We start from the raw sequence: 25,096 nt of genomic DNA on the forward strand, positions 1-25,096 counted from the left end.
GCCGGACCACGTCGACCTGGGCCACGCCGAGCAGGCCGGTCAACGGCACCGCGGCGCGCCGCTGCTGCGGGTCCGCGACCAAGTCCTGACCGCGCAGCAGATCCAGCAGCCGCTCCGCCAGTGGCATGACCATGTGTCGTCCCCAGCAGCGCTCGGCCGCGTGCCCGAACGGCAGATAGCCCGGCAGCGCATCCGGGTCCAGGCCATCCCAGCGTTCGGGGCGGAACGCGTCCGGCTCCTCCCACAATGCCGGATCGCGATGACTGAGCAAGGGCAGCACCAGCACGTCGTCGGCAGCGCCGATGCGCGGGTCCAGCGCGCCGTATTCCGGCGAGGCATTGCGCAGGATGTTCCAGGACGGCGGCAGCAGGCGCAGGGTTTCGTAGAGGATGTTGCGGTTGGACGCGTTGGCGTCGAACGGCGACCCCAGCCACAGCGCGTTGGCGACCAGGGTGGAAATGGTGAAGCACACCGGCGCGGCGGTGCGCCGGTACAGGCCCATGGCGTCGCGGCGCTCGCGGTAGCTGCCGGCCGCGGACAACAGGGTCGCCAGGGTCGAGGCATCGTCGCCTGGGGCCAGCGGTGCGAGCGCGCCGGCGGCGATCGCCGCCCAGGTCAGCCGCGGGGTCAGTTCCAGCGTGCGGTCCATCAGCAGGCGCAGCCGCCATGGATCGCCGCCGAGCAGCAGATCGCGCAGATAGACGTGGCCGACGTGCGGCCACGGGCCGGACAGGTCGAGCGTCGCGGGCACCGGACGCTTCAGCGCCTCGCGCACGTCGCGGCCGATCGCTTGCATCAACTTTGCCGCTTCGCTGCGCGCGATCGAACGGCCGTGCAGCGGCTTGAAGGTCGGCCGTTCGTGTTCGGTGGCCGGCCGCGCCGCGAGCAGGCGGTCGCTCAGCGCGGCGCCGGCGACGCCGATGGTGTCCGCGTCCAGGCGGAACGCGTCCTGCCCCAGATGCGTGCGCAGCAATGCCTGCAGACGCGGCGCGAACACGGTGGCGCGCGCATCGCGGTCGACCATGATGGCGGACATCCCGACTCTCCCGAAGCATCGGCGCCCGGCGAAGCGCATCCGCCGGACACCGGCCGCACGGCTCGCCGTGCGGCAAGACACGCAGCGCTCAGTACCAGATGTACCAGGCGTACGACTTCAGCGGCTTCTTCGACGACAGCAGGTGCTTGATGGAGAACAGCAGTTTCATGAGCGACATCTCCGCAGGAGTGACGATGACCCTTTCGGGGGAACTGCACGGTCGTGCTGATGCGCATCGCACGAGGCGCGGCCTCATGGATGCGCCTGCGCGACGCTACGCCGCCGACGCGCGCCCCGCAAACCCGAAACCGGCCGCCGCGCACACTATCGCGTAGCCAAATGCAGCGCGCGCTCAGGGCGTGACGCCGTGCTCAGCGCGTCACGTGGTCGTGCGGATGCCGGCTGCGCCAGGTCCCCAGCAACACCGCCGTGGCAGCGGCGACGTTGAGGCTTTCCACCGCGCCGCTGCCCGGGATGGACAGACGCAGGTCGCAGGCCTGCGCGAAGTCGCGGTCCATGCCGTCGCTCTCGGCGCCCATCACGTAGACCAGGCGTTGCGGCAAGGCGGTGGCGAACAGATCGTCGCCGCCAGCCACCAGCGTCGCCGCCAGGGCGAAGCCCGCGCCACGCAACTGCGCCTGGGCCTGCGCCGTGGGCGGCAGCCGTACCAGCGGCACCGCCTCGGCACCGCCCTCGGCCACGCGCGCGGCGGCACCGGACAGCGCCAGTGCGGCCTGCTCCGGCAACAGGATCGCGCCCACGCCGAAATGCGCCGCCGAGCGCAGGATCGCGCCGAAGTTGTGCGGATTGCCGACGCCATCCAGCCACAGCGCCATCGCCGGCCCCGGCGCCAATGTCTGCAGCCAGTCGGCCAAGGCCAGCGGCGCGACACGCAGCACGTCGGCGACCACGCCTTCGTGGTGGCTGCTGGCGGCGAGCTTGTGCAGATCGGCCTCGTCCACCACGCGGTAGCCGACGCGGTTGGCCACGCACCACTTCAACAGCGGCTGCAGCGCCGGGATCCGTGCCTCGCTCAGGTACAGCTTGCGGATCGCTTCCGGCCGCCGCGCGTACACCGCACGCACGGCGTTGAGGCCGTAGAGGCGCAGTTCGTTGCGGGGCGCTGCGGCTGCCGTACCCTCACCCCCGGCCCCTCTCCCGGGGGGAGAGGGGGGATGCCCCCCGCGCGGGCGGTTGCCCCAGGGCGAGGTCATCGGCGCAGGCCCGTGGCGCAGGCGCGCCAGGCCAGGGCGGCGCAGCGGGAACGAAGGGCATGACGCATGGGAATCTCCTGGAAAAACGCGGGGGCGCTCGCCACGACGGCGCGCTGCGGGGATTTTCGCTCATCCGCGCGCCGTCGGCTGCCCCGACGTGCCAATCGCGGTGCCGGCACTTGTCTACGCTACGCCACGCAAAGCGCTACCCGTATTCCGGCAGGCACCGTGAAGCAGTTCGCCCTCGCCCGGCATCATGCGGGATTCGCGGCGACACATGCGCAAATCCGACAAGCGCGGCATGCGTATCGGGTCCATGGTCGCGGCTCCTTCCGCGACCACGCAGGCCTCCTCGACCACAGATTCCCGCGCCACTCGCTTCGCAGACGGGATGCCTGCGATCACCTGCGCCTGCAATGCGCGCAGCTCCGCGGCCTCCCGAGAACGCACTCCGCATTCTCACGACAAGGCGACTCCCATGCACTCCGACATCCGTCCGTTTTCCTCGTCCGCGCGCCGCCTGGGTGGCGCACTGCTGCTGTTGCTGCCCCTGCTCGGCCTGAGCGCCAGCGCACTGGCACAGACCGCCGCGCCCGACGCCCGGCTTGCGCGGGTCGGCGCCCTCCCCGCCACGCACAAGCCCGCCGACGTGCCCGACGACTACGTGCAGACGCCCTTCGGTTACTTCGCACCGGCCTGCGTGCGCCAGGTCCAGCGCAGCGAGCGCGTGCTCGCCGACGGCCGCCTGCAGCATGCCGATGGCGTGCGCGAACAAGCCCAGGCCTGCGCCCAGGACAACTTCATGCCCAATGGCATCCGCGTCCATCCCGACGGACGCGGCCTGGATGGCCAACAACTGCGCGGCAACGCCGCGCTGCGGGCGTCGAGCGCACGCGGCGCCGTGCCGCCGCCGATCACCCACGACTGGGTGCAATCGGCCATCGAGGTGACCGGCAACAAGATGGGCCGCATCGTCGCGCGCTGGACCGTGCCGCAGAACCCGACCAACGTGGCGCAGCAGACGGTGTACTTCTTCCCGGGGCTGCAGAGCGACGATCCGACGATCCTGCAACCGGTACTGGGCTACCGCGGCTACAACAACAGCTGGGACCTGAGCAGTTGGAACTGCTGCCAGGACGGCATGGTGTGGCACAGCGACTTCATTGCGGCCAAGGCCGGCGACCAGATCGTCGGCGACACCTACGCGACCTGCAACAACGGCCTGCCCTGCTCGAACTGGAACGTGGACACGCGCAACGTCACCACCGGCCAGAGCGTGCGGCTCAGCACCACCTACAACATCAATTCGGCCAGGCACCTGGTGGTGGGCGGCGCGCTGGAGGTCTATGCAGTAGACAGCTGCGACCAGTATCCGCCGGACGGCAGCATCACCTTCGACGCGATCGGCGTGTACGACTACCGCATGCAGCAGGTGACGTCGCCGGCCTGGGCGTCGTACAGCGACAGTTCGGGCCTGGACGTGCAATGCAACTACGCGGTGGATACCACCGCGACCTCCGCAACCATTTCCTACTGAGGCCCAGAGCGGGCAACAAAACGGCTGCGAAGCCACCAGGCGCGCGCGGACGGCACTCGGAATCCTTGTGTACCACTTGCACACTGCGGTTCCTCCGCGCCATCGGCACCCACCAGGCGGCTGCTCGCGACGTTTTGTCAGCCAGGCTTGGGCCTGCCGCGCGTCGCTCACCGCGGGCGACGCGCCACTCAGGCTGCCGGCCAGGTCCGCGCGAACAGCCGCAGGTCGCGCGGCTGTCCATCGCGCAACGACGCTTCGCGGCGCGTGCCGATCTCGGCGAAGCCGTTCTTCTGCAGCACCCGCGCCGAACCGTGATTGTCCGGCAGCGTCAACGCCTCGATGCGCTGCAGGCGCAGCGCCGGCACCGCCCAGTCCAGGTAGGCGGCGACGATGCGGGTCATCCGGCCATGGCCCCAGTGCGCGCGGCCGAGCCAGTAACCAAGCTCGGCCTGGTCCGGCGCCGGCTGCGCCGCTGGGTGCAGGCCGATGCCGCCACAGGCCTCGCCGCCGATCTCGATCGCCAGCACCGGCGCTTTCAGGTCGATCACCTGCCCGCCCAGGAAGGCCTCGCCGTCGGCGCGCGTGTACGGATGCGGGAAGCGCCGGCTCACCCAGCGTGCCACCTGCGCATCGTCGGCATGCCGGACCAGTGCGTCCAGGTCGCTGGGGCGCCAGCGCCGCAGCACGATGCCGTCCAGGTGCAGTTGCAGATCGCGCCAGGGGGCGGCAGCGGCGGTCTCGGACATCGGCGGCTCCTGCGGCAAGGGGCCCCGCAGCATAGCCGCCGGCCGCGGTCGCCGCGGCGTCGCAATCGTCTACGACTGAGGGTTTTACCCGACAGACCAGCGAAAGCCAGGCCCGGTAGACTCCCGCGCCGCACATCGCCCTTCCGTCACCGAGCCGTTCCCCGATGCCTTCCGACACCGCCGCCACGGCCCGCATTCCGATTTTCATGTACCACAACGTGGCCGAGGCGCCGCGCCACCTGCAGGTGTACCGCAGCCTGTACGTGAGCCCCGGCCGTTTCGCCCGGCAGATGCGCCTGCTGCAGCGGCTGGGCTACCGCGGCGTGTCCATGTCCGACGCCATGCCCTACCTGCGCGGCGAACGCGAGGGGAAGATCGCGGTGGTCACCCTGGACGACGGCTACCTGGACAACCTGCAGGCGGCGTTGCCGGTGCTGCAGCGGCTGGGCTTCACCGCCACGGTGTACATGGTCAGCGGCTGCATCGGCCGCCACAACGTGTGGGATGCGCAGAAGCTCGGCATCGAGAAGCCGCTGATGAACCTCGCCGAGCTGCGCCAGTGGCGCGCCGGCGGCATGGAAATCGGCGCGCACACCCGCTCGCACCCGCACCTGACCGGCTGCAGCGATGCGGCCCTGCGCGAGGAGATCGGCGGCTGCAAGCGCGAGCTGGAGGACCTGCTCGGCGAGGCGGTGCCGCAGTTCTGCTACCCCTACGGCGATGTCGACGACCGCGTCGCCGACGTGGTGCGGGAGGCCGGCTACACCGCCGCCACCAGCACCCGCCGCGGCCGCGCGCTGGCCGGCTCGGACCCGATGCGTTACCCGCGCATCCAGGTCGCGCGGCATCACCTGCTGCCGCAGTTCGCGCTGCGCGCGTTCACCGCCTACGAGGACCGCCGCGGATGAAATTCCTGTTCGTCGGCACCAATCCCGAAAACACCGGCGCGGCCACGCATTTCGTGGCGCTGGCGCAGGCGCTGGCCGGCGTCGGCCACCAAGTGGAGGTCATCGCCTGCGAGGGCGGCCTGATCGCCGACGAGTTGCGCCGCAGCGGCATCACCGTGCACGTCGGGCACTTCCGCAACGTGCTCGACCCCGACGGCTACGGACCGCTGCTGCGGGTGGCGCGGCGCAGCCGACCGGACTGGCTGGTCGGCAACTTCGGCAAGGAGTACTGGCCGCTGCTGCTGGCCGGGCGCGCGCTGGGCATCCCCGTCGCGCTGTTCCGCCACCGCACGCCGGCGATGAGCGCGCTGTCCGGCTACGCGATCCCGCGCCTGGCGGCGCGCTTCTTCGCGGTGTCGCACTACGCGCGGCAGGCCTACCTGGAATGCGGCGTGCCCGAGGCGCTGGTGCAGGTGCTGTACAACCCGGTGACCATGGAACGGCTGCGCCCGGATCCGGAACGCGGCCGCGCCATCCGCGCCGCGCAGCGGTTGCCCGAGGACGCGATCGTGCTCGGCTACAGCGGGCGCATGCACGCCGGCAAGGGCATCTTCCCGTTGCTGGAGGCCGCTTCGGCGGCGATGGCGCAGGAGCCGCGGCTGCACTGCCTGTGGCTGGGCGACGGCCCGGACGCGGCGCAGCTGCAGGCGCAGGCCGCGGCGCAGCCGCACGGCGAGCGCCACCGCTTCGTCGGCTGGGTCAACGACACCACGCCGTACTACAACGCGATGTCGATGCTGGCGTTCCCGTCGCTGGCGCCGGAAACCTTCGGCCGGGTCTCGGTGGAGGCGCAAGCCAGTGGCGTGCCGGTACTGGCCAGCCACGTCGGCGGTACCGCAGAGACGCTGGACCCCGGGGTCAGCGGCGAACTGCTCACGCCCGGCGACGTGGACGGCTGGCGCGATGCGATCCTGCGCCTGTGCGACAGCGAACGCCGCCAGCGCATGGGCCAGGCCGGGCGCGACTTCGTGCAGCGCCATTTCGGCGGCGCGGTGATCGCCGCGCAGTTCGTGCACCTGCTGCAGCAACCGCGCTGCGCGCCGCGACCGCTGGCGCCGTCGCACACCGATCCGGCCTGAGCGAACCGGCCTGCGCGCCGCCGCCCAGGCGGGGCCGCCGACCGGCGGCGTCTGCGCTTCCAGTGGCTGCAGCCGCTGCTGCAGCGTATCCGGCGAGCGGGTGTACGGCGCCAGCAGCGCGCGCGTGGCGCGGCCTGCGCCGCGCCCGTTCGGCGTGCTTAGCGCGGCGCGCCGGCGATGTGCTGCCGCTCGCGCAGCGCACTGCACAGGCGAATGGTTTCGGCGGTCTGCGCCAGGCCGCGGTCGGCGCCGCTGAGCGCCTTCAGGCGCGGCGTGAAGAACGCCTCCAGTCGATCCGCTTCGGCGGCGTCGCAGCCACCGGCGGCGGCCAGCGCCGGCAGGCGGCCGCCGTCGAAGGAACCGGAGCGCGTCACGATGCGATCGAAGTTGGCCGTGTACCAGGGCCACATCGAGGCATGCGTCGCCGGCTCGGCATGCCCGCCCATCAACAGGCTGGCCATCTCGCCGACCTTGATCGCATCGGTCAGGGCGAAATCGCGCACCTTCTGCAACTGCTGCGGATCGCGCACGGCACCGAGCGCGGCGATCATCGCGTTGCGCTGGGCCGGCTCGCCATGACCACGCAAGGCCGCGATCAACGCGTCCACCGCCGGCGCACCGCGCTCCTGCACCGCCACGGTCAGTGCTGCGACGAGCAGATCCGGGTTGGCGGCGGCGAACTCCAACGTGCTCCCCTTGCCGGCCAGCACCGCATCGCCCTGGGCCAGCAGCGCCTGCCGCACCGCCGGCACGCCCATGGTCACGCCGAGCAACTCGGCCAGGTTGGAGCGCAGCGCCACATCCTCGTCGCTATCGCCGGCGCGGCGCTGATAGCCAAGCGCCTGCAGGCGTGCACCGAACGCGGCTTCGGTCGCCAAGCGCAGCGCATCCCGTTGCGCCTCGTCGCGCGCCAGCACCCGCCAGATCCACGCGATGCGATCGTTCATCGCGGTGGCCACCGCCGTGGCCTTGGCCGGCGCCAGTTGCCGCATCGCCGCGATCACGTCGGCGGTGTCGGCGTCGCCGGTGCGGAAGGCGCTGTCGATGGCATCGGCGTAGGCCAGCTTCTCGGCGTCGTCGATCGCATCGAGATGACGGCCGAGCGCGGCCAGTTGCGGCTTGGGCAGGGCGAAGCGGTAGTAGCCGGTGCCGCCGGCGTTCGGCATCACCCAACTGTCGGCATCGGCGCCGGCGAGCGCGAGGCGGCCGTCGCTGGCCGACAGCATCTGGCAGGCGCGGCGCACGCCCTGGCGCGTGCCGTACTTGACGCACACCGGCACGCCCCAGGTCTGCGCGGCGCTGCCGCGCGAGCCCAGCGGCAGGAAGCGCTGCTGGTGCAGTTGCAGCACCGCACCGCCCGACGCCGGCTGCAGCCGCGCCTGCAGGTAGGGCACGCCCGGCTGATCGAGGAAGCTGCGGAACGCGGCCTTGAAATCCTCGCCCTTGCCGGCGGCGGCGGCGATGGCGTCGACCAGATCGTCGGCAGTGGCGTTGCCGAAACGGTGCGCGCGGATGTAGCTGCGCATGCCGCTGCGGAAGGTGTCCTCGCCGACGAATTGCTCGAACATGCCCAGTACCGCGGCGCCCTTGCGGTAGGTGATGCTGTCGAAAGCGGTCTCGATGTCGCCGTTACCGGTGATCGGCTGGCGGATCTTGCGCGCGCTGACCAGGCTGTCGTTGTTCATCGCGTCCTGCGCGGCACTGATGCGGTCCAGGTCGGCGCGGTACTGCGGACGCAGGCGCATGGTGATCTTCTGCTGCATCCAGGTGGCGAAGGCCTCGTTGAGCCACAGGTCGTTCCACCAGGCCATGGTCACCGTGTCGCCGGTCCACTGGTGCGCCAGTTCGTGCGCGGTGACGTTGAACGAGCCCTCGACGTTGTGCCGCGGCGAATCGTCGTCCAACAGCAGCAGCCAGTCGCGGAAGGTGACGAAGCCGGGGTTCTCCATCGCGCCGGCGGAGAAGTCCGGCGCGGCCACCAGGTCCAGCTTGTCGAACGGATAGCCGAAGTCGTAGTAGTCCTCCAGCGCGGCGATGATGTCCGGCGTCTGCTGCAACGCGCGCTGGATGCGCGGCCCCTGCCCGTGCGCGGCCACGCCGCGCAGCGGAATCGACTGCGGGCGCTGCGGCGTGGCCGGCAGCGCCGGTCCGTCGACCACGTCCCACGGCCCGACCGCGTAGGCCACCAGATAGGTCGGCAGCGGCACGGTCTCGGCGAAGCGCACCGTCTTCCAGCCCTTGCCGGACGGCTCGGTGGACTCGGCGCGGGTATTGGCCAGCGCCTGCTCGCCGTCGGGCACGGTCAGGCGCAGCGCGAACGGGGTCTTCAGCGCCGGCTCGTCGAAGCCGGGAAAGGCATAGCGCGCGCTGATCGGTTCCATCTGCGTCAAGGCGTAGGCATGCCCCTGCGCCTTGACCTGATACAGACCCTGCAACTGCTGGTTGAACGGCGCGCTGTAGACGATGGTGAGGGTCAGCTCCTGCGGCTGCAGGGTGCGCCCGAAGGCGATGCGGGCCACACCGGCCTGCGCGTCGGCCTGCGCGTAACGCACCGGGAACGCGGCGCCGTCGGCGGTGCGCAGCGTGGCCTTGCGCACCCGCAGCTCCTTGCCGTGCAGCCACAGGTGGTCGGAAGCGCGCTCCAGGCGCACGCGCAAGGTGGCGGTGCCGTCGAAGTCGGTGCGCTCCGGATCGATCTTCAGGTCCAGCGCATAGTGCTCGGGCACCGCCCAATCCGGCAGGCGCCCGCTCGGCACCGCATCGGGCGCCTGCGCGCAGGCCGCGCCGCAGCACAGCGCGAGGACGGAGAACAGCACGCGACGGGACAGAGCTGGCATGGATGGGTCTTCGCCGATGAGGAGGGCGACGACTTAAGCATGCGCGGCCGCGGCTGTCACGTGATGACGGTCAGTGGGACAACACTAGCGCTCGCGCGGGGGAGCAGTTCGTCGTAGGAATCAACTGCCATGCAGCCGCGACGAACGATTCCTGCTGTGCACCCACCCTTGAAAGGCGTCGGGACTGAAGTCCCTCCCACAGTGAACTCGGCCAACGTATCGCAAGTCCCGGCAGGAGTCGTTCCGCACGCGCGAAAGGCGCCTGCGGCTGCTGAGGAGAGCAGCGGTGTTGCGTGCCCACCACGATCAACAGGCGACGTGGGCCACCAAGTGCAGCGCATTCGCTTTGCTATCGCTGTTGCTTCGGCTTTGACTTGCCGGTTCCCTTCCGCAAGGCAGGGCGCGCTTGACCAGCCTTCGGCTGTGGTAAAGCGCTCCTTTTGGTTACCTTTTTCTTTGCGCGAGAAAAGAAGCGCTTCTCAGCAGCCGAAGGCTGATCAAAGTAACTCGCCCGCAAGGGCGAAAGCCGTTGCTATTGCTCATTTTGTTGCGGCGGCAGTTGGATTGTAGGAGCGGCTTCAGCCGCGACCGGACTTTACCGGGAAAGCCTGGTCGCGGCTGAAGCCGCTCCTACAAAGGCGCTACAGGGGCACGGCGACATGATCGACACCGGCACGCCAGCGGCAAAACCTCGCTCCCCGCCTCAGTCCTGCAGCCCCAACGCCGCCAGCACCTGCGCGGCCAGCGCTTCGGCATTGTCGCCATCGGCATGCAGGTGCAGTTCCGGCCGCTCCGGCGCTTCGTATGGCGAATCGATGCCGGTGAAGTTGGGGATCAGGCCGGCGCGCGCCTTGGCGTACAGGCCCTTGATGTCGCGCGCCTCGGCCACCGGCAGCGGCACGTCGACGAACACCTCGAGGAATTCGCCCTCGCCGAAGCGCTCGCGCGCCAGTTGCCGCTCGGCGCGGAACGGCGAGATGAAGCTGACCAGCACGATCAGGCCGGCGTCGGTCATCAACCTGGCCACTTCGGCAACGCGGCGGATATTCTCGACCCGGTCCTCGTCGGTGAAGCCCAGGTCGCGATTCAGGCCGTGGCGGACGTTGTCGCCGTCGAGGATGAAGGTGTGGTAGCCCAGTGCGTGCAGGCGCTTGTCGACCAGGTTGGCGATGGTCGACTTGCCGGCGCCGGACAGGCCGGTGAACCACAGCACCTTCGGCGTCTGTCCCTTGATCCGCGCGCGCGCGGCCTTGTCCACGTCCAGGTGCTGCCAGTGCACGTTGCCGGCGCGGCGCAGCGCAAAATCCAGGGTGCCGGCGGCGACGGTGGCATTGCTGTGGCGGTCGATCAGGATGAAGCCGCCGAGTGTGCGGTCCTGCGCGTACGGGGCGAAGGCGATCGGCTGGTCCAGCGCCAGGTTGCAGTAGCCGACCTCGTTGAGTTCCAGGCGCTTGGCCGCCAGCCGCTCCTGCGTGTTGACGTCGATGCGGTGCTTGATCTCGGTGACGCTGGCGGCCACGGTGCGCGCGCCGATCTTCAGCCAGTACGGGCGGCCGGGCAGCAGCGCGGCATCGTCCATCCACAGCACGTGCGCGGCGAACTGGTCGGCCACCTCCGGCGGATCGCCGGCGGCGGCGATCACGTCGCCGCGGCTGACGTCGATCTCCTCGGTCAGGGTCAGCGTCACCGCCTGCCCGGCCACCGCGCGCGGCACCGCTTCGGCGCCGATCAGCACCTGCGCCACCTGCGCGCGCCGCGCCGACGGCAGCACCACCACCGCATCGCCGGGCTGCACCGTACCGGCCGCCACGGTGCCGGCGAAGCCGCGGAACTGCGCGTGCGGGCGGTTGACCCACTGCACCGGCAGGCGCAGGCCGCTGTCGCCGCCGCGCGCATCCAGCTGCACGCCTTCCAGATGCTCGAGCAGCGCCGGACCGGCGTACCAGGGCATGCGCGGCGAGCGCTGCGACAAGTTGTCGCCCTCCAACGCGGACAGCGGAATGCACTGCACGTCGGCGATGCCCAGTTGCGCGGCGAGCGCACCGTACTCGCTGGCGATGGTCTCGAACGTCGCCTGGGCGAAGTCGACCAGGTCCATCTTGTTGACCGCCAACACCACGTGGCGGATGCCCAGCAGGGCGACGATGTAGCTGTGCCGGCGGGTCTGGGTGAGCACGCCCTTGGCCGCGTCGACCAGCACCACCGCCACGTCGGCGGTGGACGCACCGGTGGCCATGTTGCGGGTGTACTGCGCATGCCCGGGGCAGTCGGCGACGATGAACTTGCGCCGGTCGGTGTCGAAATAGCGGTAGGCCACATCGATGGTGATGCCCTGCTCGCGCTCGGCGGCCAGGCCATCCAGCAACAGCGCATAGTCGATGGCCCCACCGCGGGTGCCGTGGCGCTTGCTGTCGGCACCGAGCGCAGCCAACTGGTCGTCGAACAGCCGCTTGCTGTCGTACAGCAAGCGCCCGATCAGCGTGCTCTTGCCGTCGTCGACGCTGCCGCAGGTGATGAAGCGCAGCAGTGGCTTGTGTTCGTGTTGTTGCAAGTAGGCGGCGACTGCGTCGCCGCCTACGGGATTGGAGATTCGGGATTGGGGATTCGTAACAGCGTTCCCTCCCGACACCGCATCCGTCGCCGAACTGCGCTCTTGCGAATCCCCAATCCCGAATCCCGACTCCCGGCCCATCAGAAATATCCCTCCACCTTCTTCTGCTCCATCGACGCGCCTGGATCCTGGTCGATGATCCGGCCCTGGCGTTCGGAGGTGGTGGCCTGCAGCATCTCGGCGATGATCTTCTCCAGGGTGTCGGCCTGCGACTCGATCGCGCCGGTCAGCGGGTAGCAGCCGAGGGTGCGGAAGCGCACGCGGCGCAGTTGCGGGGTTTCGCCGGGACGCAGCGGCAGGCGCGCGTCGTCGACCATGATCAGTGCGCCGTCGCGCTCCACCACCGGGCGTTCGGCGGCGAAGTACAGCGGCACCACCGGGATCGCTTCGCGATAGATGTACAGCCAGATGTCCAGCTCGGTCCAGTTGGACAGCGGGAACACGCGCACGCTCTCGCCGGGGTGGATCCGCGGGTTGTACAGATTCCACAGCTCCGGACGCTGCTGCTTGGGATCCCAGCGGTGGTGCGCGTTGCGGAACGAGAACACGCGCTCCTTGGCCCGCGCCTTCTCCTCGTCGCGGCGCGCGCCGCCGATGGCGGCGTCGAACTTCCACAGGTCCAGCGCCTGCTTCAGCGCCTGGGTCTTCATCACGTCGGTATGCACGCTGGCGCCGTGGCTGAACGGGCCGACGCCCTGGGCGACGCCGTCGGGATTGATGTGCACGCGCAGCTCCACGCCGGTCTCGGCGGCGCGGCGGTCGCGGAAGGCGATCATCTCGCGGAACTTCCAACGTGTGTCCACGTGCAGCAGCGGGATCGGCGGCGGCGCCGGCGCGAACGCCTTGAGCAGCAGGTGCAGCAGCACCGAGCTGTCCTTGCCCACCGAATACAGCAGCACCGGGTTGCGGAATTCGGCGGCGACCTCGCGCAGGATGTGGATGCTCTCGGCCTCGAGGCGGTCGAGATGGGACAGGGGTGACGAACTCATCGAGACGGCGGCGGCAGGCAGTGGAGACCGGACCGAAGCGTAGCAGCGGTCGTGGCAGTCGGGTCGGCAGTGTGCGTCCGCTGGCCACTCGGCAGAAATAAGCCCCGGGCATGAGCCGATAACCCCTGTTCCTTTCTGCACCGCGCAACGAATCCCTAACATCGGTCATCCCTTCCTCATACATCGGACCGGCCATGACCGCCGCCTCGCCCGCGTTGCCGCCCAGCCCCTTGCCCGAGGAGCGCAAGGCACTGCTGGCGCGGACCGTGGAGGGCCTGGACGCGGCCGGCCTGTGGTGGCTGTCCGGCTACGCCGCTGGCCTGGCCCAGGCGCAGGGGCCGACGACGCCAGCGCTGGCCGTGGTCGCCGGCGCCGCCGCGGCCCCCTCGCCCGCGCCCCAGTTGAGCATCGTCTACGGCAGCCAGACCGGCAACGCGCGCCGCGCCGCCGAACAGGTGGCCGCCGAGGCCGAGGCCGCCGGGTTGGCAGTACGCCTGCTGCGCGCCGACGCCTATCCCACCCGCGAGTTGGGCAACGAGCGTCTGCTGTACGTGGTCATCAGCACCCAGGGCGAGGGCGACCCGCCGGACGATGCGATCGGCTTCGTCGAGTTCCTGCAGGGCCGGCGCGCGCCGAAGCTGCCGCAGTTGCAGTACGCCGTGCTCGGCCTGGGCGATTCCAGCTACGCCGATTTCTGCGGCATCGCCCGGCGCCTGGACGCGCGCCTGGCCGAACTCGGCGCGCAGCGGCTGCTGCCGCTGGGCGAGGCCGACCTGGAGATCGAGACGGTGGCGGCGCCGTGGCGCGCGCAGGCGCTGGCGCAGGCACGTGACGTGCTGGGCCGCACGCCCGCGGCGCCATCGGCCACGGTGACGCCGCTGCGCGGCGCCGCCGCCGCGACGTGGAGCCGCACCCAGCCGTTCGCCGCCGAGGTGCTGGCGAACCAGCCGATCAGCGGCCGCGATTTCAAGGGGCCGCGCTACGCCGCGCACGGCCAGGCCGACAAGGACGTGCGCCACCTGGAGTTGTCGCTGGCCGGCAGCGGCCTGCACTACGAACCCGGCGATGCCTTGGGCGTGCGCCATCGCAATCCGCCCGCGCTGGTCGAGGCGGTGTTGACCGCGACCCGACTGGACGGTGACGTCGAATTCACTGCCGATGGGCAGACACTGTCCCTGCACGAGTGGCTCAGCGGCCACCGCGAACTGACCCGGGCCTCGCGCCCGTTGCTCGCCGCGGTGGCCGAACGCGCCGGCGCGACCGCGCTGACCGAGCTGCTCGACCCCACCCAGACCGCCGGCCTGGCGGCGCTGCTCGCCGATCACCAAGTGATCGACGTGCTGCGTCGCTGGCCGGCGGATTGGGACCACGCCGCGCTGCTGCAGGCGCTGCGGCCGATGGTCCCGCGGCTGTACTCGATCGCCTCCAGCCAAAAGCGGGTCGGCGACGAAGCCCACCTCACCGTCGACGTCCTCGCCTATGACGCCCACGGCCACGCCCATGGCGGCGCCGCCAGCGGCTATCTGGCCGCCTTGGCCGAAGGCGACAGCGCGCCGGTCTACATCGAACCCAACGAACGCTTCCGGGTGCCGGCCGACGGCAGCCGCGACATCCTGATGATCGGCCCCGGCACCGGCGTGGCGCCGTTCCGCGGCTTCGTGCAGGAGCGCGCCGAAAGCGGCGCCAGCGGCCGCAACTGGTTGTTCTTCGGCGCCCGCCACTTCAACCGCGATTTCCTCTACCAGGCCGAATGGCAGCAGGCACTGCGCAGCGGCGAACTGCACCGGCTGGACCTGGCGTTCTCGCGCGACGTGCAGCCGCTGCGCGGCACCGCCGCGCCAGCCAAGGTATACGTGCAGCAGCGCCTGCGCGAACACGGCCGCGCCGTCTACGACTGGCTGCAGAACGGCGCGCACCTGTACGTGTGCGGCGCCATCGCCATGGGCAAGGACGTGCACGCCACCCTGCTGGAGCTCGTCGCCGAACACGGCGCCCACAGCCCCGAGGACGCCGCGGCCTACCTCAGCCAATTGCAGCGGGAGGGGCGGTATGCGCGCGATGTCTATTGAGGCCGGGATTTGGGAGTCGGGATTGGGGATTCGTCGAAGCGGCGATCCGCGCGCCTGTTGCTGTCGAAGGCTTTGATCCGTCAGCACACGTCTGCTCGCTCCACCAATCCCGAATCCCCATTCCCCAATCCCGGCCCTTCAATGTCCCATTCCGTCGAAGACATCAAGCACAAAAGCCAGCGGCTGCGCGGGTCGCTGCTGCAGAGCCTGGCCGATCCGGTCACCGGGGCGCTGCGCGAGGACGATCAGACCCTGATCAAGTACCACGGCAGCTACCAGCAGGACGACCGCGATCTGCGCGAGGAGCGGCGCCGGCAGAAGCTGGAGCCGGCCTACCAGTTCATGATCCGCACGCGCACCCCGGGCGGGGTGGTGGATCCGGCGCAGTGGCTCAAGCTCGACGCCATCGCCACCACCTACGGCAACCACTCGCTGCGTGTCACCACGCGCCAGGCATTCCAGTTCCACGGGGTGATCAAGCGCGAACTGAAGGCGACCATGCAGGCGATCAACGCCGCGCTGATCGATACCCTGGCCGCCTGCGGCGACGTCAACCGCAACGTGCAGGTCGCCGCCAATCCGCTGGCCTCGCAGGCGCATGCCACGCTCTATGCCGATGCCGCGCGCGTGTCCGAACACCTGCTGCCCAACACCCGCGCCTACTACGAGATCTGGCTGGACGAGGAGCAGGTCGCCGGCAGCGGCCAGGAGGACGAGCCGATCTACGGCAACGCCTACCTGCCGCGCAAGTTCAAGATCGGCTTCGCACTGCCGCCGGTCAACGACGTCGACGTGTTCGCCAACGACCTGGGGTTCATCGGCGTGCTCGACGCCGACGGCACGCTGGCTGGCTACAACGTCAGTCTTGGCGGCGGCATGGGCGCCAGCCACGGCGACGCGGAGACCTACCCGCGCGTGGCCAACGTAGTCGGCTTCATCGACCGCGCGCAGTTGCTCGACGTCGCCACCGCCGTGGTCACCACCCAGCGCGACCTGGGCAACCGCACGGTGCGCAAGCGCGCACGCTTCAAATACACCATCGACGACCACGGCCTGGACACGGTGGTGGCGGAGATCGAGCGCCGCGCCGGCGTGCGCCTGCAGCCCGTGCGCGCCTTCGCCTTCGAGCACAATGGCGACCGCGACGGCTGGCACGCTGGCGAGGACGGCCGCTGGCACCTGACCCTGTCGCTGCCGGCCGGGCGTATCGCCGACCACGCCGACGGCGCGCAGCACCTCAGTGGCCTGCGCGCGATCGCCGCGCACCTGCGCGACGCCGGCGACGGTGCGCACTTCCGCATGACCGCCAACCAGAACCTGGTGATCGCCGGCATTCCCGCCGCGCAACGCGCCGCGATCGACGCGCTGGTGCGCGCGCACGCGCTGGACGCCGGCAACCGCGCGCCCACCGCGCTGGCGCGCGCGGCGATGGCCTGCGTGGCCCTGCCGACCTGCGGCCTGGCGATGGCCGAGGCCGAGCGCTACCTGCCGGCCTTCGCCGCGCAGCTGCAGCCACTGCTGGCCCGCCACGGTCTGGAAGACGCGCCGATCCTGCTGCGCCTCTCCGGTTGCCCGAACGGCTGTTCGCGGCCGTACCTGGCCGAGATCGCCCTGGTCGGCAAGGCGCCGGGGCGCTACAACCTGATGCTCGGCGGCGACCACCGCGGCCAGCGCCTCAACACCCTGTACCGCGAGAACATCGCCGAGCCGGAGATCCTCGCCGCGCTGGAACCGCTGTTCGCACGCTATGCCAGCGAACGCGGCGCGGACGAGCGCTTCGGCGACTTCCTGCACCGCACCGGCGTGGTCGAACTGCCCGCCTACCCCACCCACCGTCACCTGATTCCGTCGGAACTGCACGCATGAGCGCTCTGCCCGCTGCCTCCCACAACGCCTCCGCCAACGCACCGGCGCCAGCCCTGGATCTCGATGCCGCCAATGCGCTGCTGGCGACGCTGTCCGCGCCGGAACGGGTGGCCTGGGCGCTGCAGCACGGCCCGGCCGAGCCCGCGTTGTCGTCCAGCTTCGGCGCGCAATCGGCGGCCACCTTGCACCTGCTGACCCGGCAGCGTCCGGACATCCCGGTGATCCTGATCGACACCGGCTACCTGTTCGCCGAAACCTATCGCTTCGCCGACGCGCTCACCGAGCGGCTCAAGCTCAATCTCAAGATCTACCGCCCGCTGGTCAGCCGTGCCTGGATGGAAGCGCGCCACGGCCGCCTGTGGGAACAGGGCATGGTCGGCATCGAGCAATACAACAACCTGCGCAAGGTCGAGCCGATGCGCCGCGCCCTGGACGAACTGAAGGTCGGCACCTGGTTCACCGGCCTGCGCCGCAGCCAGTCCGACAGCCGCGCGCAGACCCCGTTCGTGCAGAAGCGCGGCGACCGCTACAAGATCAACCCGATCGCCGACTGGAGCGACCGCGACCTGTGGCAATACATGCAGCAGCACGACCTGCCCTATCACCCGCTGTGGGAGCAGGGCTACGTCTCCATCGGCGACTTCCACACCACCCGCCGCTGGGAACCGGGCATGCGCGAGGAAGACACCCGCTTCTTCGGGCTCAAGCGCGAGTGCGGGATCCACGAGGATCTGTGACGCGCTCCAGCACGCGCCCGGCCTGTTGTAGGAACTCTAGGAGCGGCTTCAGCCGCGACCGGGCGTTCCGATGCCCCCCGGTCGCGGCTGAAGCCGCTCCTACAAGGGCGGCCCCGTGTCCGCTGTGCAAGTCCTGACGCCAGTGCTGACCACTGATCCCTCCTTGTGGGAGGGACTTCAGTCCCGACTGCAGCCAAGTCGGATGCGCCGATGGCTTCGCCTATCGCCGCAGAATCACAGTGGGCTGCTACCCCGATGTCCTAAGCCGCCACCGCGGGCTCGCGCCGCAGCACCAGCACCCAGTCCAGCGCCAGCATCAGCAGCAAGGACAGGCCGACCAGCGGGAACAGCATCCCGCCCAGCGCCAGCAGCGCGACCACGCCGCGCAAGGTGCGCCGATTCGCCGGTAGCGGCGGCACCCCGAGCCCGCCCCGCGGGCGCCGCTTCCACCACATCACCGCGGCGCTCACACACAGCAGCACGATGCCCAGGCAGGCGCCGATCAGGATGAGCTGGTTGAGCACGCCGTACTCCTGACCCAGGTGCACGTTGATGCCCCACTCCAGCGTCTTGGCCAGCGGGCCGTAGTCGGCATAGCGCATGTCCAGCAGCACCTGGCCGCTGTACTGGTCCAGATGGATCACCCGTTGCTGGGCCAGGTCCGGCGGATACACCGAGGCGGTATAGACCCCGCGCACGCCGCGCGGCAGTGCCACGCTGTAGCCCGGCGCGATGCCGCGCGCCTGGAACAGCGCCACCGCTGCATCCAGGCCGATCGCGCCCGCCGCCGGCGCGGCGTCCGGCATGTCGGCCATGCCGCCGTGTTCACCGTGACCATCGTGCGCGCCGTGCGCCGCATGCGGATCCGCGGCAGGTGGCGACGATTGCGGCAGGCGCGCCTGCCGCAACGACCACGCTGGCACCTCGCTGTCGCTCAGCCGCTGCGTCGACATCGGCACATCCACCCGCAGCCCGGACGGATAGCCATAGTGGTGGCCATTGGCCAGGCGGTTGACCTGCGCGCCCCAGAACCACGACCACGGCATCCCGGTCAGCGCCAGGAACAGCAGCAGCGCACCGACCACGCTGCCGGTGAGCGCATGCAGATCGCGCCAGAACACGCGCTGCGCCGGCCGCCCGCGCACCGTGGTCACGCCGCCACGGCGCCCGCGCGGCCACCACAGGTACACGCCGGTCAGCACCAGCAGGATCGCCCAGCCGGCCGCCACCTCGATCAGTGCATTGGCGAACCAGCCGACATAGTCGAGGCTGTGCAGGCGGCGGATCGTCCAGGCCACGGTGCCGTGCTCGGGCAACTGACCCAGCACCCGCGCCCGGTACGGATCCACGTACACGACCGCGTGGCGACCATCGGCGGTGGCGATGGTCACTTCGGCCGAGGCATCGCGCCGCAGCGGCGTGGTGTAGCGCAGCGCCTGGCCCGGTTGCGCGGCCAGGGCCGCATCCAGCAGCCGCTGCGGTGCCAACGACTGCGCGTGCTCCGGCACCGGCACGGTCTTCAGCGCGCGGTGGAAGTAGCCGTCGATCGGCTGCTGGTAGACGAAGGCCGCACCGGTCAGCGCCAGCCAGACCAGCAGCGGCAGCACCAGCAGGCCGGCATAGAAATGCCAGCGCCACACCGCGCGGTAGAAGCGCGCCGGCGCCGCCTCGGTGGTGATGGCTTTCGTGGTCATCACCAACCCCAGCTCAGCGTGGCGTACAGCGCGCGGCCGTCGCCGGGCGAGTAGCCGGAGGACCCGCTGTCGTACCAGGCGTAGACGTAGTGCCGATCGGTCAGGTTCTTTAGTTGCAGCGACAGTTCGCGCTGTGCGCGCCAGCGCCAGGTCGCACCGAGATTGGCCAGCGCGTAGCCGCCGTAGCGGCCCAAGGTGTTGCTGCGTTCCACGTAGTAGTCGCCCTGCGCATTGCCCCAGGCCGACAGCGTCAGCCGCGGCGTGGCCTGCCAGTCGATGCCCGCCGTCGCAAGATAGTGCGGCACGTTCTCGATCTCCTTGCCGCGTGTGTCAGGCGCACTCGGGTCCGGCGTGACGATCAGCGCGCGTTGCCGCGAGTACGCCAGCCACAGCGTCCAGCGTTCGTCCGGACGCAGGTTCAGTTGCGCGTCCCAGCCGCGGCGCAGGGTCTTGCCGACGTTGCCGACCTCGCCGGTGCCGACACTGCCGTTCACGCCGAGGATGGTCGCCACTTCGTCGGAAGCGCGCTGCTCCCAGTAAGCCACGCGCGCGTCCCAGCGCTGCTGGGCGCCGGCGAACTTGAGGCCGGTCTCCCAGCCATCGTTGAACGAGGGCGCCAGGTTGCCTGCCTGGGTGCGATAGGCGCCGTTGCCGCTGCCGATCTGGAAGGTGCGGCCGATGTTGGCGTACAGGCTGGCCTGCGCGGTGAGCGCATACACCGCGCTGAACTTGGGTTGGCGGATCGTGCCGTAGGCGTAGGTGGGATAGCGCGCGCCGCTGGCGACGTCGCGGAACTGCCCGCCGACGCGATCCACCCGGTAGCCGGGCACCAGCTGCAGGCGCGCGGTCGGGCGCAGCACCGCCTGTACGTAGGCGCCTTCGGTGTGCAGATCGAAGTCCCAGTCGCGCAGCGGCGCGGTGCGCACGCGCGCCACCGTGCGGTAGCGCTGCGAGATGTTGTCCTGCCACTGCGCATCCACCCCGCCCTCCAGCGCGAAGGCGTCGACGCGGGCCAGCGCCGGGCGCCAGCTGAGCCTGGCCAGCACGCCGCGCTGGCGCTCGTCGGTGTCGCGCTCCTGCTGCGCGCCGGCGGCGGTGAAGCGCACCCAGCGCTGGTTGTCGTAGCGGTTCCAGTACGCCTTGGCGCTGCCCTGCACGCTGTCGGCCAGGCGCGCGTCCAGGTGCAGCGACAGCTGCGTGGTGTGGCGTTGGCTGCGGTCGTCGCGCGCATAGTCGGGGGAACTGCGCGGGGCGCGCTGCGCGGTGGCGTAGTCGAGATAGCCCGCCTCCAACGCCGTGTTGCGGTAGTCGCGCGCGCTGAGCCCTGCACGCCAGCGCCCGTCCGGATCGGTATAGAACCATTTGCCGGAGAACGCGTGCTTGCGCGCGTCGGCGTGGTCGCGGTAGCCGTCGCTGTCGCGCCAGGCGGCGAAATAGTTCTGGCTCCAGGCACCACGCTCGATGCCCTGCGCCGCCTGTACCTCGCGGGTGCCGAAGCTGCCGACGGTGACGCTGGCGCGGCCGTCGTTGCCGCCGCTGCGGGTCAGCACGTCGACGCTGCCGGCGATCGCGTCCAGGCCGTAGCGCGGGTCGTTGGTGCCGCGCACGATCTCGATCGCGGCGATGTCCAGCGGGAACACCGCATCCAGGTACGGCATGGCGCCGGCATTGTCGTTGCTGGGCACGCCGTCGATCAGCAACTTGACCGCATTGACCCGGCCTTCGCCGTTGAAGCCGCGGAAGGAAAAACGCCCGGCGTCGGTGCCCATCTTGAATTGGGTCACCTGCACGCCGGGCGCGCGCATCAGCAGTTCCCAGCTGTAGTCCACGTGCTGGTCCTGCAGCAGGTCGCCGCCGAGGATGTCGACGGAACTGAACACGCTGCGCGCGTTGGAACCGGCGGCCAGCGGTGAGGTGGCCTGGACCTTGCCCAGGGTGAGCACGGAATCGCCGGCGGCGCCGGGTGGCGCATCGGCGGCATGGGCGGCATGGGCGGGGGCGGCCGCCGCGAAACAGACGCAGCAGCACGCCACCACCGGCGGCATGGCAGAAAAGCGGAACATGGCGAAACTCCATCGGCACGAGGACATGCCGCAGCAGCGCCGCGGCACGGAAACGGCAACCCGTGGATCAGGAGAACAGCGGTGGCCCGCGCACCGGGTGTGCGCGGCGTGCGGTGGCCGTGACGACGCGGCGGCGCAGCGCCGCCACCGGCGCCGGCGGACAGCGCCAGGGCAGCAGCGCCAGCAACAGCGCCACCCACGGCAGCAGCCGCGCGGCGAGCAGGCAGTAATCGCAGGCCGGCGCATGCGCCAGCCCGGCATCGTCGTGGTGGCCGCCATGCGCTGCAGACATGGCACCTGCCAGCGCCGCCAGGCGCAGGCCGCCACTGGTGCACAGCGCCTGGTCCTGCAGCGCCGCCGCCTCGGCCTGCGCCTGCCGCCACTGGCTGATCGGCGGCGCCAGCAGCAGCAGGCCGAGCGCCAGTGCGGCAAGCGCGGCCCAGAGCGGTGGCGGCTGGCGGAGACGGAACATCGGCGCATTCTAGAGGGTGTGCCGGCCATTGGACCGCCTGCGACGCGGTGTGCGGCGAAGTGACGCACACCCCGCGTCGCGGAAGTGCAGGACGGACCGCGTCATCGGTCGGCAGGCCACGGCCGTCAACAACGGCCCCTGCCTCCGTCATGGCCTCAGGCGGCGTCCTGCCGCCGGCCAGGCGCCCGGCAAGGTGGTCCATCGGTTACCCGGCCAGACCCGCTGTCGCTGCAGATCGACGACCGGCCGGTCCCATCCGGCCACGACCACGACGAGCGCCGCGCACGCGCGGTGTCCGACGAGCGTGGCCCTTGCATGGCGCCGCGAATGCGGCACCATCGGCCGCGGCCGCGCAGCGCAGTCCCTTCCGGCCGCCCTTGTCCTGTCCATCCAGCGAGCCGCCCCATGCCGACGATCACCATCTACCACAACCCTGCCTGCGGCACTTCGCGCAACGTGCTCGGGCTGATCCGCAACAGCGGCGTCGAACCGACCGTGATCGAGTACCTGAAGACGCCGCCGGACCGCGCCACCGTGCAGGCGCTGGCGGCCGCCAGCGGCCAGCCGCTGCGCGCACTGATCCGCGAGAAGGCCACACCGTACGCGGAGTTGGGACTGGACGATCCGGCGCTGGACGAGGACGCGCTGCTGGACGCCATCCAGCAACACCCGATCCTGCTCAACCGGCCGATCGTGGTCACCCCGCTGGGCACGCGCCTGTGCCGGCCGTCGGAGACGGTGCTGGAGATCCTGCCGTCGCCGCAGCGCGGCGCCTTCGCCAAGGAGGACGGCACGTTGCTGGTCGACGCGCAGGGCCGCTGGGTGGGCTGAAGCGAGGGGTCGCCGACGCTCCATCGAATTCGCTAAGCAAGGGTGCAGCTCACGCGAGCGCCGCGTGAACGCCGTGTCGGCAAAAACCGTGACAGGTACCATAAACTGCGCGCCTTCCTGCCCGAGTCGCGCTGCATGTCCACCGTCGAAACCGCCGCCGACCCGGTCTACTGCGCGGCCAAGCCCCGCAACGAAGCGCTGCGCCTGGACGCACTGCACAGCTACGCGATCCTGGACACGCCGCGCGAGCCGGCGTTCGACGACATCACCCGGCTGGCCGGGCTGATCTGCCAGGCGCCGATCGCGGTGGTCAACCTGATCGACAGCGAGCGCCAGTGGTTCAAGAGCGAGATCGGGCTGGGCACGCGCGAAACGCCGTTGGCGACCTCGCTGTGCGCGCACGCCCTGCTCGAGGACGACCTGCTGCTGGTGCCGGATACCCGCGAGGACCCACGCTTCGCCTGCAATCCGCTGGTCACCGGCGACATGCGCCTGCACTTCTACGCCGGCGCGCTGCTGAAGACCTCAGACGGCCTGGCCCTGGGCACGGTGTGCGTGCTGGACCGGCGCCCGCGCCAGCTCAGCTACGAGCAGATCGAAGCGCTGCGTGCGCTGGCGCGCCAGGCGATGGGGCAACTGGAACTGCGCAAGGCACTGCACATGGCGCAGGAATCCAACCACTACCGCAGCCGCCTGATGGCCATTGCCGGCCACGATCTGAAGGCGCCGCTGCGCACCGCGTCCTACGCGCTGAGCAAGCTGCAGCGCCAGCAGGACGCCGCGCAGGATGGTTCGTTGGAGACCGCGCGCGCCGCCTTGAACCAGGTCGCCAGCGGACTCGACCAGCTTGCCACCAACGCCGCCGCCGGCGAACTGCGCCTGCCGGCGCTGCAGGACCTGGCCCTGGCCGACGTGCTGGCACCGATCCTGGCCACCTGGCAGCCGCAGGCGGCGGCCAAGGGCGTGCGGTTGCGCAGCGTGCCGACGTCCCTGCGCGTGCGCAGCAGTGCGCCCTTGCTGTCCACGTTGCTCGGCAACCTGCTGGGCAACGCGGTCAAATACACCGCGCAGGGCAAGGTGCTGATCGGCTGCCGGCGCCGTGGCGACCAGGTGGCGGTGGAGATCATCGACCGCGGCATCGGCATGGACGGAGACGGCCTGCGCACGCTGTTCCAGGCCTTCCGCCAGGCCGACCCGCGCAGCGACGGCCTCGGCCTCGGCCTGTGGATCGTGCGCCGCGCCGCCGAGACCCTGGGCTGCACCGTCGAAGTGCGCAGCCAGCCCGGCCAAGGCACCCGCTTCACCGTGCTGCTGCCGGCGGCCGCGCCCGTCGCCTGAGCCGTGCCGGGCGCAGGAGCTGCCGCTGGCGCCCGCCCCCTCATCCGCCCCTTCGGGGCACCTTCTCCCGGTGGGAGAAGGGTCCGGCTCGACCCGCATGCAGTCGGGACTGAAGTCCCTCTCACAATGGCCACGCCCGCTCAGCGTGAGGGGCCTGGGCGCAGCCGCCGCGGAAATCCCGCCTTTGCGAATCCCGAATCCCGAATCCCGATTCCCGGCTTCACCGCGATTCCCCAATCCCGAATCCCCATTCCCGGCTTCACCATCACTCCTTCAACACCATATCGATGCACAACACCGCCGCCATGATCAGGATCCGCCGCGGATCCTCGGCCGGTACGCTGTCGGCGATCGCCAGCATGTAGTTGTCGGCGCTGGTGAACAGTTCCTTGCCCAGCCCGGCCCACTTCTTGGACACCTGCGCCAGTTCGCGCTCGCCCTGCACGAAGCGGAAATCCCAGCTGGTCCACTTGCCGCGCAGCGTGCACACCGGCGCGCCCTGGGCATCGAGCACATCGAACTTGCCGCCGATGGAAAAGAATTTCTGGCTGAAGGAACCGACCAGCCGGTCGTGCTCGTCCAGTACCTCGACCTTGGACAGGAACAGCGAGAACCCGCGCTTGACCGTCAGCACCTTCTGCCCGTCCGGGCTGCGCACTTCCACCTGGAACGGGGTCATGCGCTTGTAGTCGCTGAAACGAAAGATCTTGGTGAACACGCCCAGGTTCGGCTCGCGGCATTCCAGCAGCTTGCGGTTGCTGTGCGGGTCGAACACGTCGTAGTTGTTGGCGGCCTTGAACATGCCGACCTGTTCCTTGACGAAGAACAGGTTGTGATGAAGAACGGGATGCATCGGGCGTCCTTGCGTTGGGAAGTCGACGCGCCCTGGGCGGCGGCCGCACGGCGGCGGCGCAGTGCCGGCCGCCGCCGGCACGTCCAGGGTCGCGGTCTGCCGGGTGGCAGAGCGGGCCGCATGATAGGCGGCGGCTCCGGCAGCGGCAACGCGCGCGGCGGGCAGCCGCGCCAGTGC

The 25,096-nt window shown here is 70.5% G+C and carries 17 protein-coding genes, 1 other RNA gene and 2 pseudogenes; 9 read left to right on the forward strand and 11 right to left on the reverse strand.

Annotated features, from left to right (window positions below):
• Nucleotides 1–190 precede the first annotated feature (190 nt).
• The 3 genes and pseudogenes from GGR66_RS01940 to GGR66_RS01945 form a co-directional block, all read right to left on the reverse strand.
• Nucleotides 191–1,075: pseudogene (locus tag GGR66_RS01940) on the reverse strand (cytochrome P450); the annotation flags it as partial.
• 49 nt (nt 1,076–1,124) lie between these two features.
• The gene (locus GGR66_RS21030; RefSeq protein ID WP_017911958.1) at nt 1,125–1,214 is read right to left on the reverse strand and encodes a tryptorubin family RiPP precursor; all 90 of its coding nucleotides are present in this window, start codon (nt 1,212–1,214) and stop codon (nt 1,125–1,127) included.
• Nucleotides 1,215–1,407: 193 nt separating this feature from the next.
• Nucleotides 1,408–2,169 (reverse strand): annotated as a pseudogene (locus GGR66_RS01945) (TrmH family RNA methyltransferase); the annotation flags it as partial.
• A gap of 559 nt (nt 2,170–2,728) precedes the next feature.
• On the opposite strand from GGR66_RS01945, the gene GGR66_RS01950 reads away from it, so the two are divergent.
• The gene (locus tag GGR66_RS01950) at nt 2,729–3,787 is read left to right on the forward strand and encodes a hypothetical protein (protein ID WP_184447021.1); all 1,059 of its coding nucleotides are present in this window, start codon (nt 2,729–2,731) and stop codon (nt 3,785–3,787) included.
• Nucleotides 3,788–3,854: 67 nt separating this feature from the next.
• Nucleotides 3,855–3,930: non-coding RNA, sX9 sRNA (locus GGR66_RS01955), on the forward strand.
• Between the two features lie 45 nt (nt 3,931–3,975).
• Here the strand turns inward: GGR66_RS01955 and GGR66_RS01960 are convergent.
• Nucleotides 3,976–4,533 carry a GNAT family protein gene (locus tag GGR66_RS01960; protein WP_184447022.1) on the reverse strand — a complete coding sequence of 186 codons (558 nt, stop codon included), beginning with the start codon at nt 4,531–4,533 and terminating at the stop codon, nt 3,976–3,978.
• A gap of 164 nt (nt 4,534–4,697) precedes the next feature.
• Between GGR66_RS01960 and GGR66_RS01965 the strand changes: the two genes are divergently transcribed.
• The gene (locus tag GGR66_RS01965) at nt 4,698–5,441 is read left to right on the forward strand and encodes a polysaccharide deacetylase family protein (RefSeq protein WP_160967633.1); all 744 of its coding nucleotides are present in this window, start codon (nt 4,698–4,700) and stop codon (nt 5,439–5,441) included.
• Nucleotides 5,438–6,559 carry a glycosyltransferase family 4 protein gene (locus tag GGR66_RS01970; protein ID WP_184447023.1) on the forward strand — a complete coding sequence of 374 codons (1,122 nt, stop codon included), beginning with the start codon at nt 5,438–5,440 and terminating at the stop codon, nt 6,557–6,559. Before GGR66_RS01965 ends, GGR66_RS01970 begins: the two co-directional genes overlap by 4 nt.
• A gap of 158 nt (nt 6,560–6,717) precedes the next feature.
• Here the strand turns inward: GGR66_RS01970 and GGR66_RS01975 are convergent, their stop codons facing one another.
• The 3 genes from GGR66_RS01975 to cysD form a co-directional block, all read right to left on the reverse strand.
• Nucleotides 6,718–9,396, reverse strand: coding sequence for a M1 family metallopeptidase (locus GGR66_RS01975; RefSeq protein ID WP_184447024.1), 2,679 nt, complete (start codon nt 9,394–9,396; stop codon nt 6,718–6,720).
• A 703-nt stretch (nt 9,397–10,099) separates the two neighbouring features.
• Nucleotides 10,100–12,088 carry a sulfate adenylyltransferase subunit CysN gene (gene cysN / locus GGR66_RS01980; protein ID WP_184447025.1) on the reverse strand — a complete coding sequence of 663 codons (1,989 nt, stop codon included), beginning with the start codon at nt 12,086–12,088 and terminating at the stop codon, nt 10,100–10,102.
• Nucleotides 12,088–12,996, reverse strand: a complete 909-nt coding sequence (cysD, locus tag GGR66_RS01985) for a sulfate adenylyltransferase subunit CysD (RefSeq protein ID WP_184447026.1) — start codon at nt 12,994–12,996, stop codon at nt 12,088–12,090. The genes cysN and cysD overlap by 1 nt, the downstream gene beginning before the upstream one ends.
• Before the next feature lie 194 nt (nt 12,997–13,190).
• Here cysD and GGR66_RS01990 point away from each other — a divergent pair, with 194 nt between their 5' ends.
• The 3 genes from GGR66_RS01990 (at nt 13,191) to GGR66_RS02000 (ending at nt 17,668) form a co-directional block, all read left to right on the forward strand.
• Nucleotides 13,191–15,065, forward strand: coding sequence for an assimilatory sulfite reductase (NADPH) flavoprotein subunit (locus tag GGR66_RS01990; protein WP_184447027.1), 1,875 nt, complete (start codon nt 13,191–13,193; stop codon nt 15,063–15,065).
• A gap of 141 nt (nt 15,066–15,206) precedes the next feature.
• A complete protein-coding gene (cysI, locus tag GGR66_RS01995) occupies nt 15,207–16,931 on the forward strand; it encodes an assimilatory sulfite reductase (NADPH) hemoprotein subunit (RefSeq protein WP_184447028.1) in 1,725 nt (574 codons plus the stop codon).
• Nucleotides 16,928–17,668 (forward strand): phosphoadenylyl-sulfate reductase, encoded by a 741-nt coding sequence (locus GGR66_RS02000; RefSeq protein WP_184447029.1) that lies wholly within the window; start codon nt 16,928–16,930, stop codon nt 17,666–17,668. Before cysI ends, GGR66_RS02000 begins: the two co-directional genes overlap by 4 nt.
• A 260-nt stretch (nt 17,669–17,928) precedes the next feature.
• Here GGR66_RS02000 and GGR66_RS02005 read toward each other — a convergent pair whose 3' ends face one another.
• The 3 genes from GGR66_RS02005 to GGR66_RS02015 form a co-directional block, all read right to left on the reverse strand.
• Entirely contained in the window at nt 17,929–19,362 is a 1,434-nt protein-coding gene (locus tag GGR66_RS02005; RefSeq protein ID WP_184447030.1) for a PepSY domain-containing protein, read from the reverse strand.
• A complete protein-coding gene (locus tag GGR66_RS02010) occupies nt 19,362–21,425 on the reverse strand; it encodes a TonB-dependent receptor (protein ID WP_184447031.1) in 2,064 nt (687 codons plus the stop codon). Before GGR66_RS02010 ends, GGR66_RS02005 begins: the two co-directional genes overlap by 1 nt.
• A 67-nt stretch (nt 21,426–21,492) precedes the next feature.
• Nucleotides 21,493–21,897, reverse strand: a complete 405-nt coding sequence (locus GGR66_RS02015; protein ID WP_184447032.1) for a DUF2946 family protein — start codon at nt 21,895–21,897, stop codon at nt 21,493–21,495.
• Between the two features lie 405 nt (nt 21,898–22,302).
• Here GGR66_RS02015 and arsC point away from each other — a divergent pair, with 405 nt between their 5' ends.
• Nucleotides 22,303–22,728: an arsenate reductase (glutaredoxin) gene (gene arsC / locus GGR66_RS02020; protein WP_184447033.1), complete on the forward strand. Its 426-nt coding sequence runs from the start codon at nt 22,303–22,305 to the stop codon at nt 22,726–22,728.
• Between the two features lie 135 nt (nt 22,729–22,863).
• The gene (locus GGR66_RS02025; protein ID WP_184447034.1) at nt 22,864–24,066 is read left to right on the forward strand and encodes a HAMP domain-containing sensor histidine kinase; all 1,203 of its coding nucleotides are present in this window, start codon (nt 22,864–22,866) and stop codon (nt 24,064–24,066) included.
• 265 nt (nt 24,067–24,331) lie between these two features.
• Here GGR66_RS02025 and GGR66_RS02030 read toward each other — a convergent pair whose 3' ends face one another.
• Nucleotides 24,332–24,919, reverse strand: coding sequence for a phospholipid scramblase-related protein (locus GGR66_RS02030; RefSeq protein ID WP_184447035.1), 588 nt, complete (start codon nt 24,917–24,919; stop codon nt 24,332–24,334).
• Nucleotides 24,920–25,096: the final 177 nt, after the last annotated feature.

It is taken from the genome of Xanthomonas sp. 3498 (genome assembly GCF_014199795.1).
Lineage (GTDB): Bacteria > Pseudomonadota > Gammaproteobacteria > Xanthomonadales > Xanthomonadaceae > Xanthomonas_A > Xanthomonas_A rydalmerensis.

What these genes read in the sequence shown, in the direction of transcription:
- GGR66_RS21030 (WP_017911958.1), bottom strand. Translation starts at nt 1,214, where the DNA reads ATGTCGCTCATGAAACTGCTGTTCTCCATCAAGCACCTGCTGTCGTCG.
- GGR66_RS01950 (WP_184447021.1), top strand. Translation starts at nt 2,729, where the DNA reads ATGCACTCCGACATCCGTCCGTTTTCCTCGTCCGCGCGCCGCCTGGGT.
- GGR66_RS01960 (WP_184447022.1), bottom strand. Translation starts at nt 4,533, where the DNA reads ATGTCCGAGACCGCCGCTGCCGCCCCCTGGCGCGATCTGCAACTGCAC.
- GGR66_RS01965 (WP_160967633.1), top strand. Translation starts at nt 4,698, where the DNA reads ATGCCTTCCGACACCGCCGCCACGGCCCGCATTCCGATTTTCATGTAC.
- GGR66_RS01970 (WP_184447023.1), top strand. Translation starts at nt 5,438, where the DNA reads ATGAAATTCCTGTTCGTCGGCACCAATCCCGAAAACACCGGCGCGGCC.
- GGR66_RS01975 (WP_184447024.1), bottom strand. Translation starts at nt 9,396, where the DNA reads ATGCCAGCTCTGTCCCGTCGCGTGCTGTTCTCCGTCCTCGCGCTGTGC.
- cysN (WP_184447025.1), bottom strand. Translation starts at nt 12,088, where the DNA reads ATGGGCCGGGAGTCGGGATTCGGGATTGGGGATTCGCAAGAGCGCAGT.
- cysD (WP_184447026.1), bottom strand. Translation starts at nt 12,996, where the DNA reads ATGAGTTCGTCACCCCTGTCCCATCTCGACCGCCTCGAGGCCGAGAGC.
- GGR66_RS01990 (WP_184447027.1), top strand. Translation starts at nt 13,191, where the DNA reads ATGACCGCCGCCTCGCCCGCGTTGCCGCCCAGCCCCTTGCCCGAGGAG.
- cysI (WP_184447028.1), top strand. Translation starts at nt 15,207, where the DNA reads ATGTCCCATTCCGTCGAAGACATCAAGCACAAAAGCCAGCGGCTGCGC.
- GGR66_RS02000 (WP_184447029.1), top strand. Translation starts at nt 16,928, where the DNA reads ATGAGCGCTCTGCCCGCTGCCTCCCACAACGCCTCCGCCAACGCACCG.
- GGR66_RS02005 (WP_184447030.1), bottom strand. Translation starts at nt 19,362, where the DNA reads ATGACCACGAAAGCCATCACCACCGAGGCGGCGCCGGCGCGCTTCTAC.
- GGR66_RS02010 (WP_184447031.1), bottom strand. Translation starts at nt 21,425, where the DNA reads ATGTTCCGCTTTTCTGCCATGCCGCCGGTGGTGGCGTGCTGCTGCGTC.
- GGR66_RS02015 (WP_184447032.1), bottom strand. Translation starts at nt 21,897, where the DNA reads ATGTTCCGTCTCCGCCAGCCGCCACCGCTCTGGGCCGCGCTTGCCGCA.
- arsC (WP_184447033.1), top strand. Translation starts at nt 22,303, where the DNA reads ATGCCGACGATCACCATCTACCACAACCCTGCCTGCGGCACTTCGCGC.
- GGR66_RS02025 (WP_184447034.1), top strand. Translation starts at nt 22,864, where the DNA reads ATGTCCACCGTCGAAACCGCCGCCGACCCGGTCTACTGCGCGGCCAAG.
- GGR66_RS02030 (WP_184447035.1), bottom strand. Translation starts at nt 24,919, where the DNA reads ATGCATCCCGTTCTTCATCACAACCTGTTCTTCGTCAAGGAACAGGTC.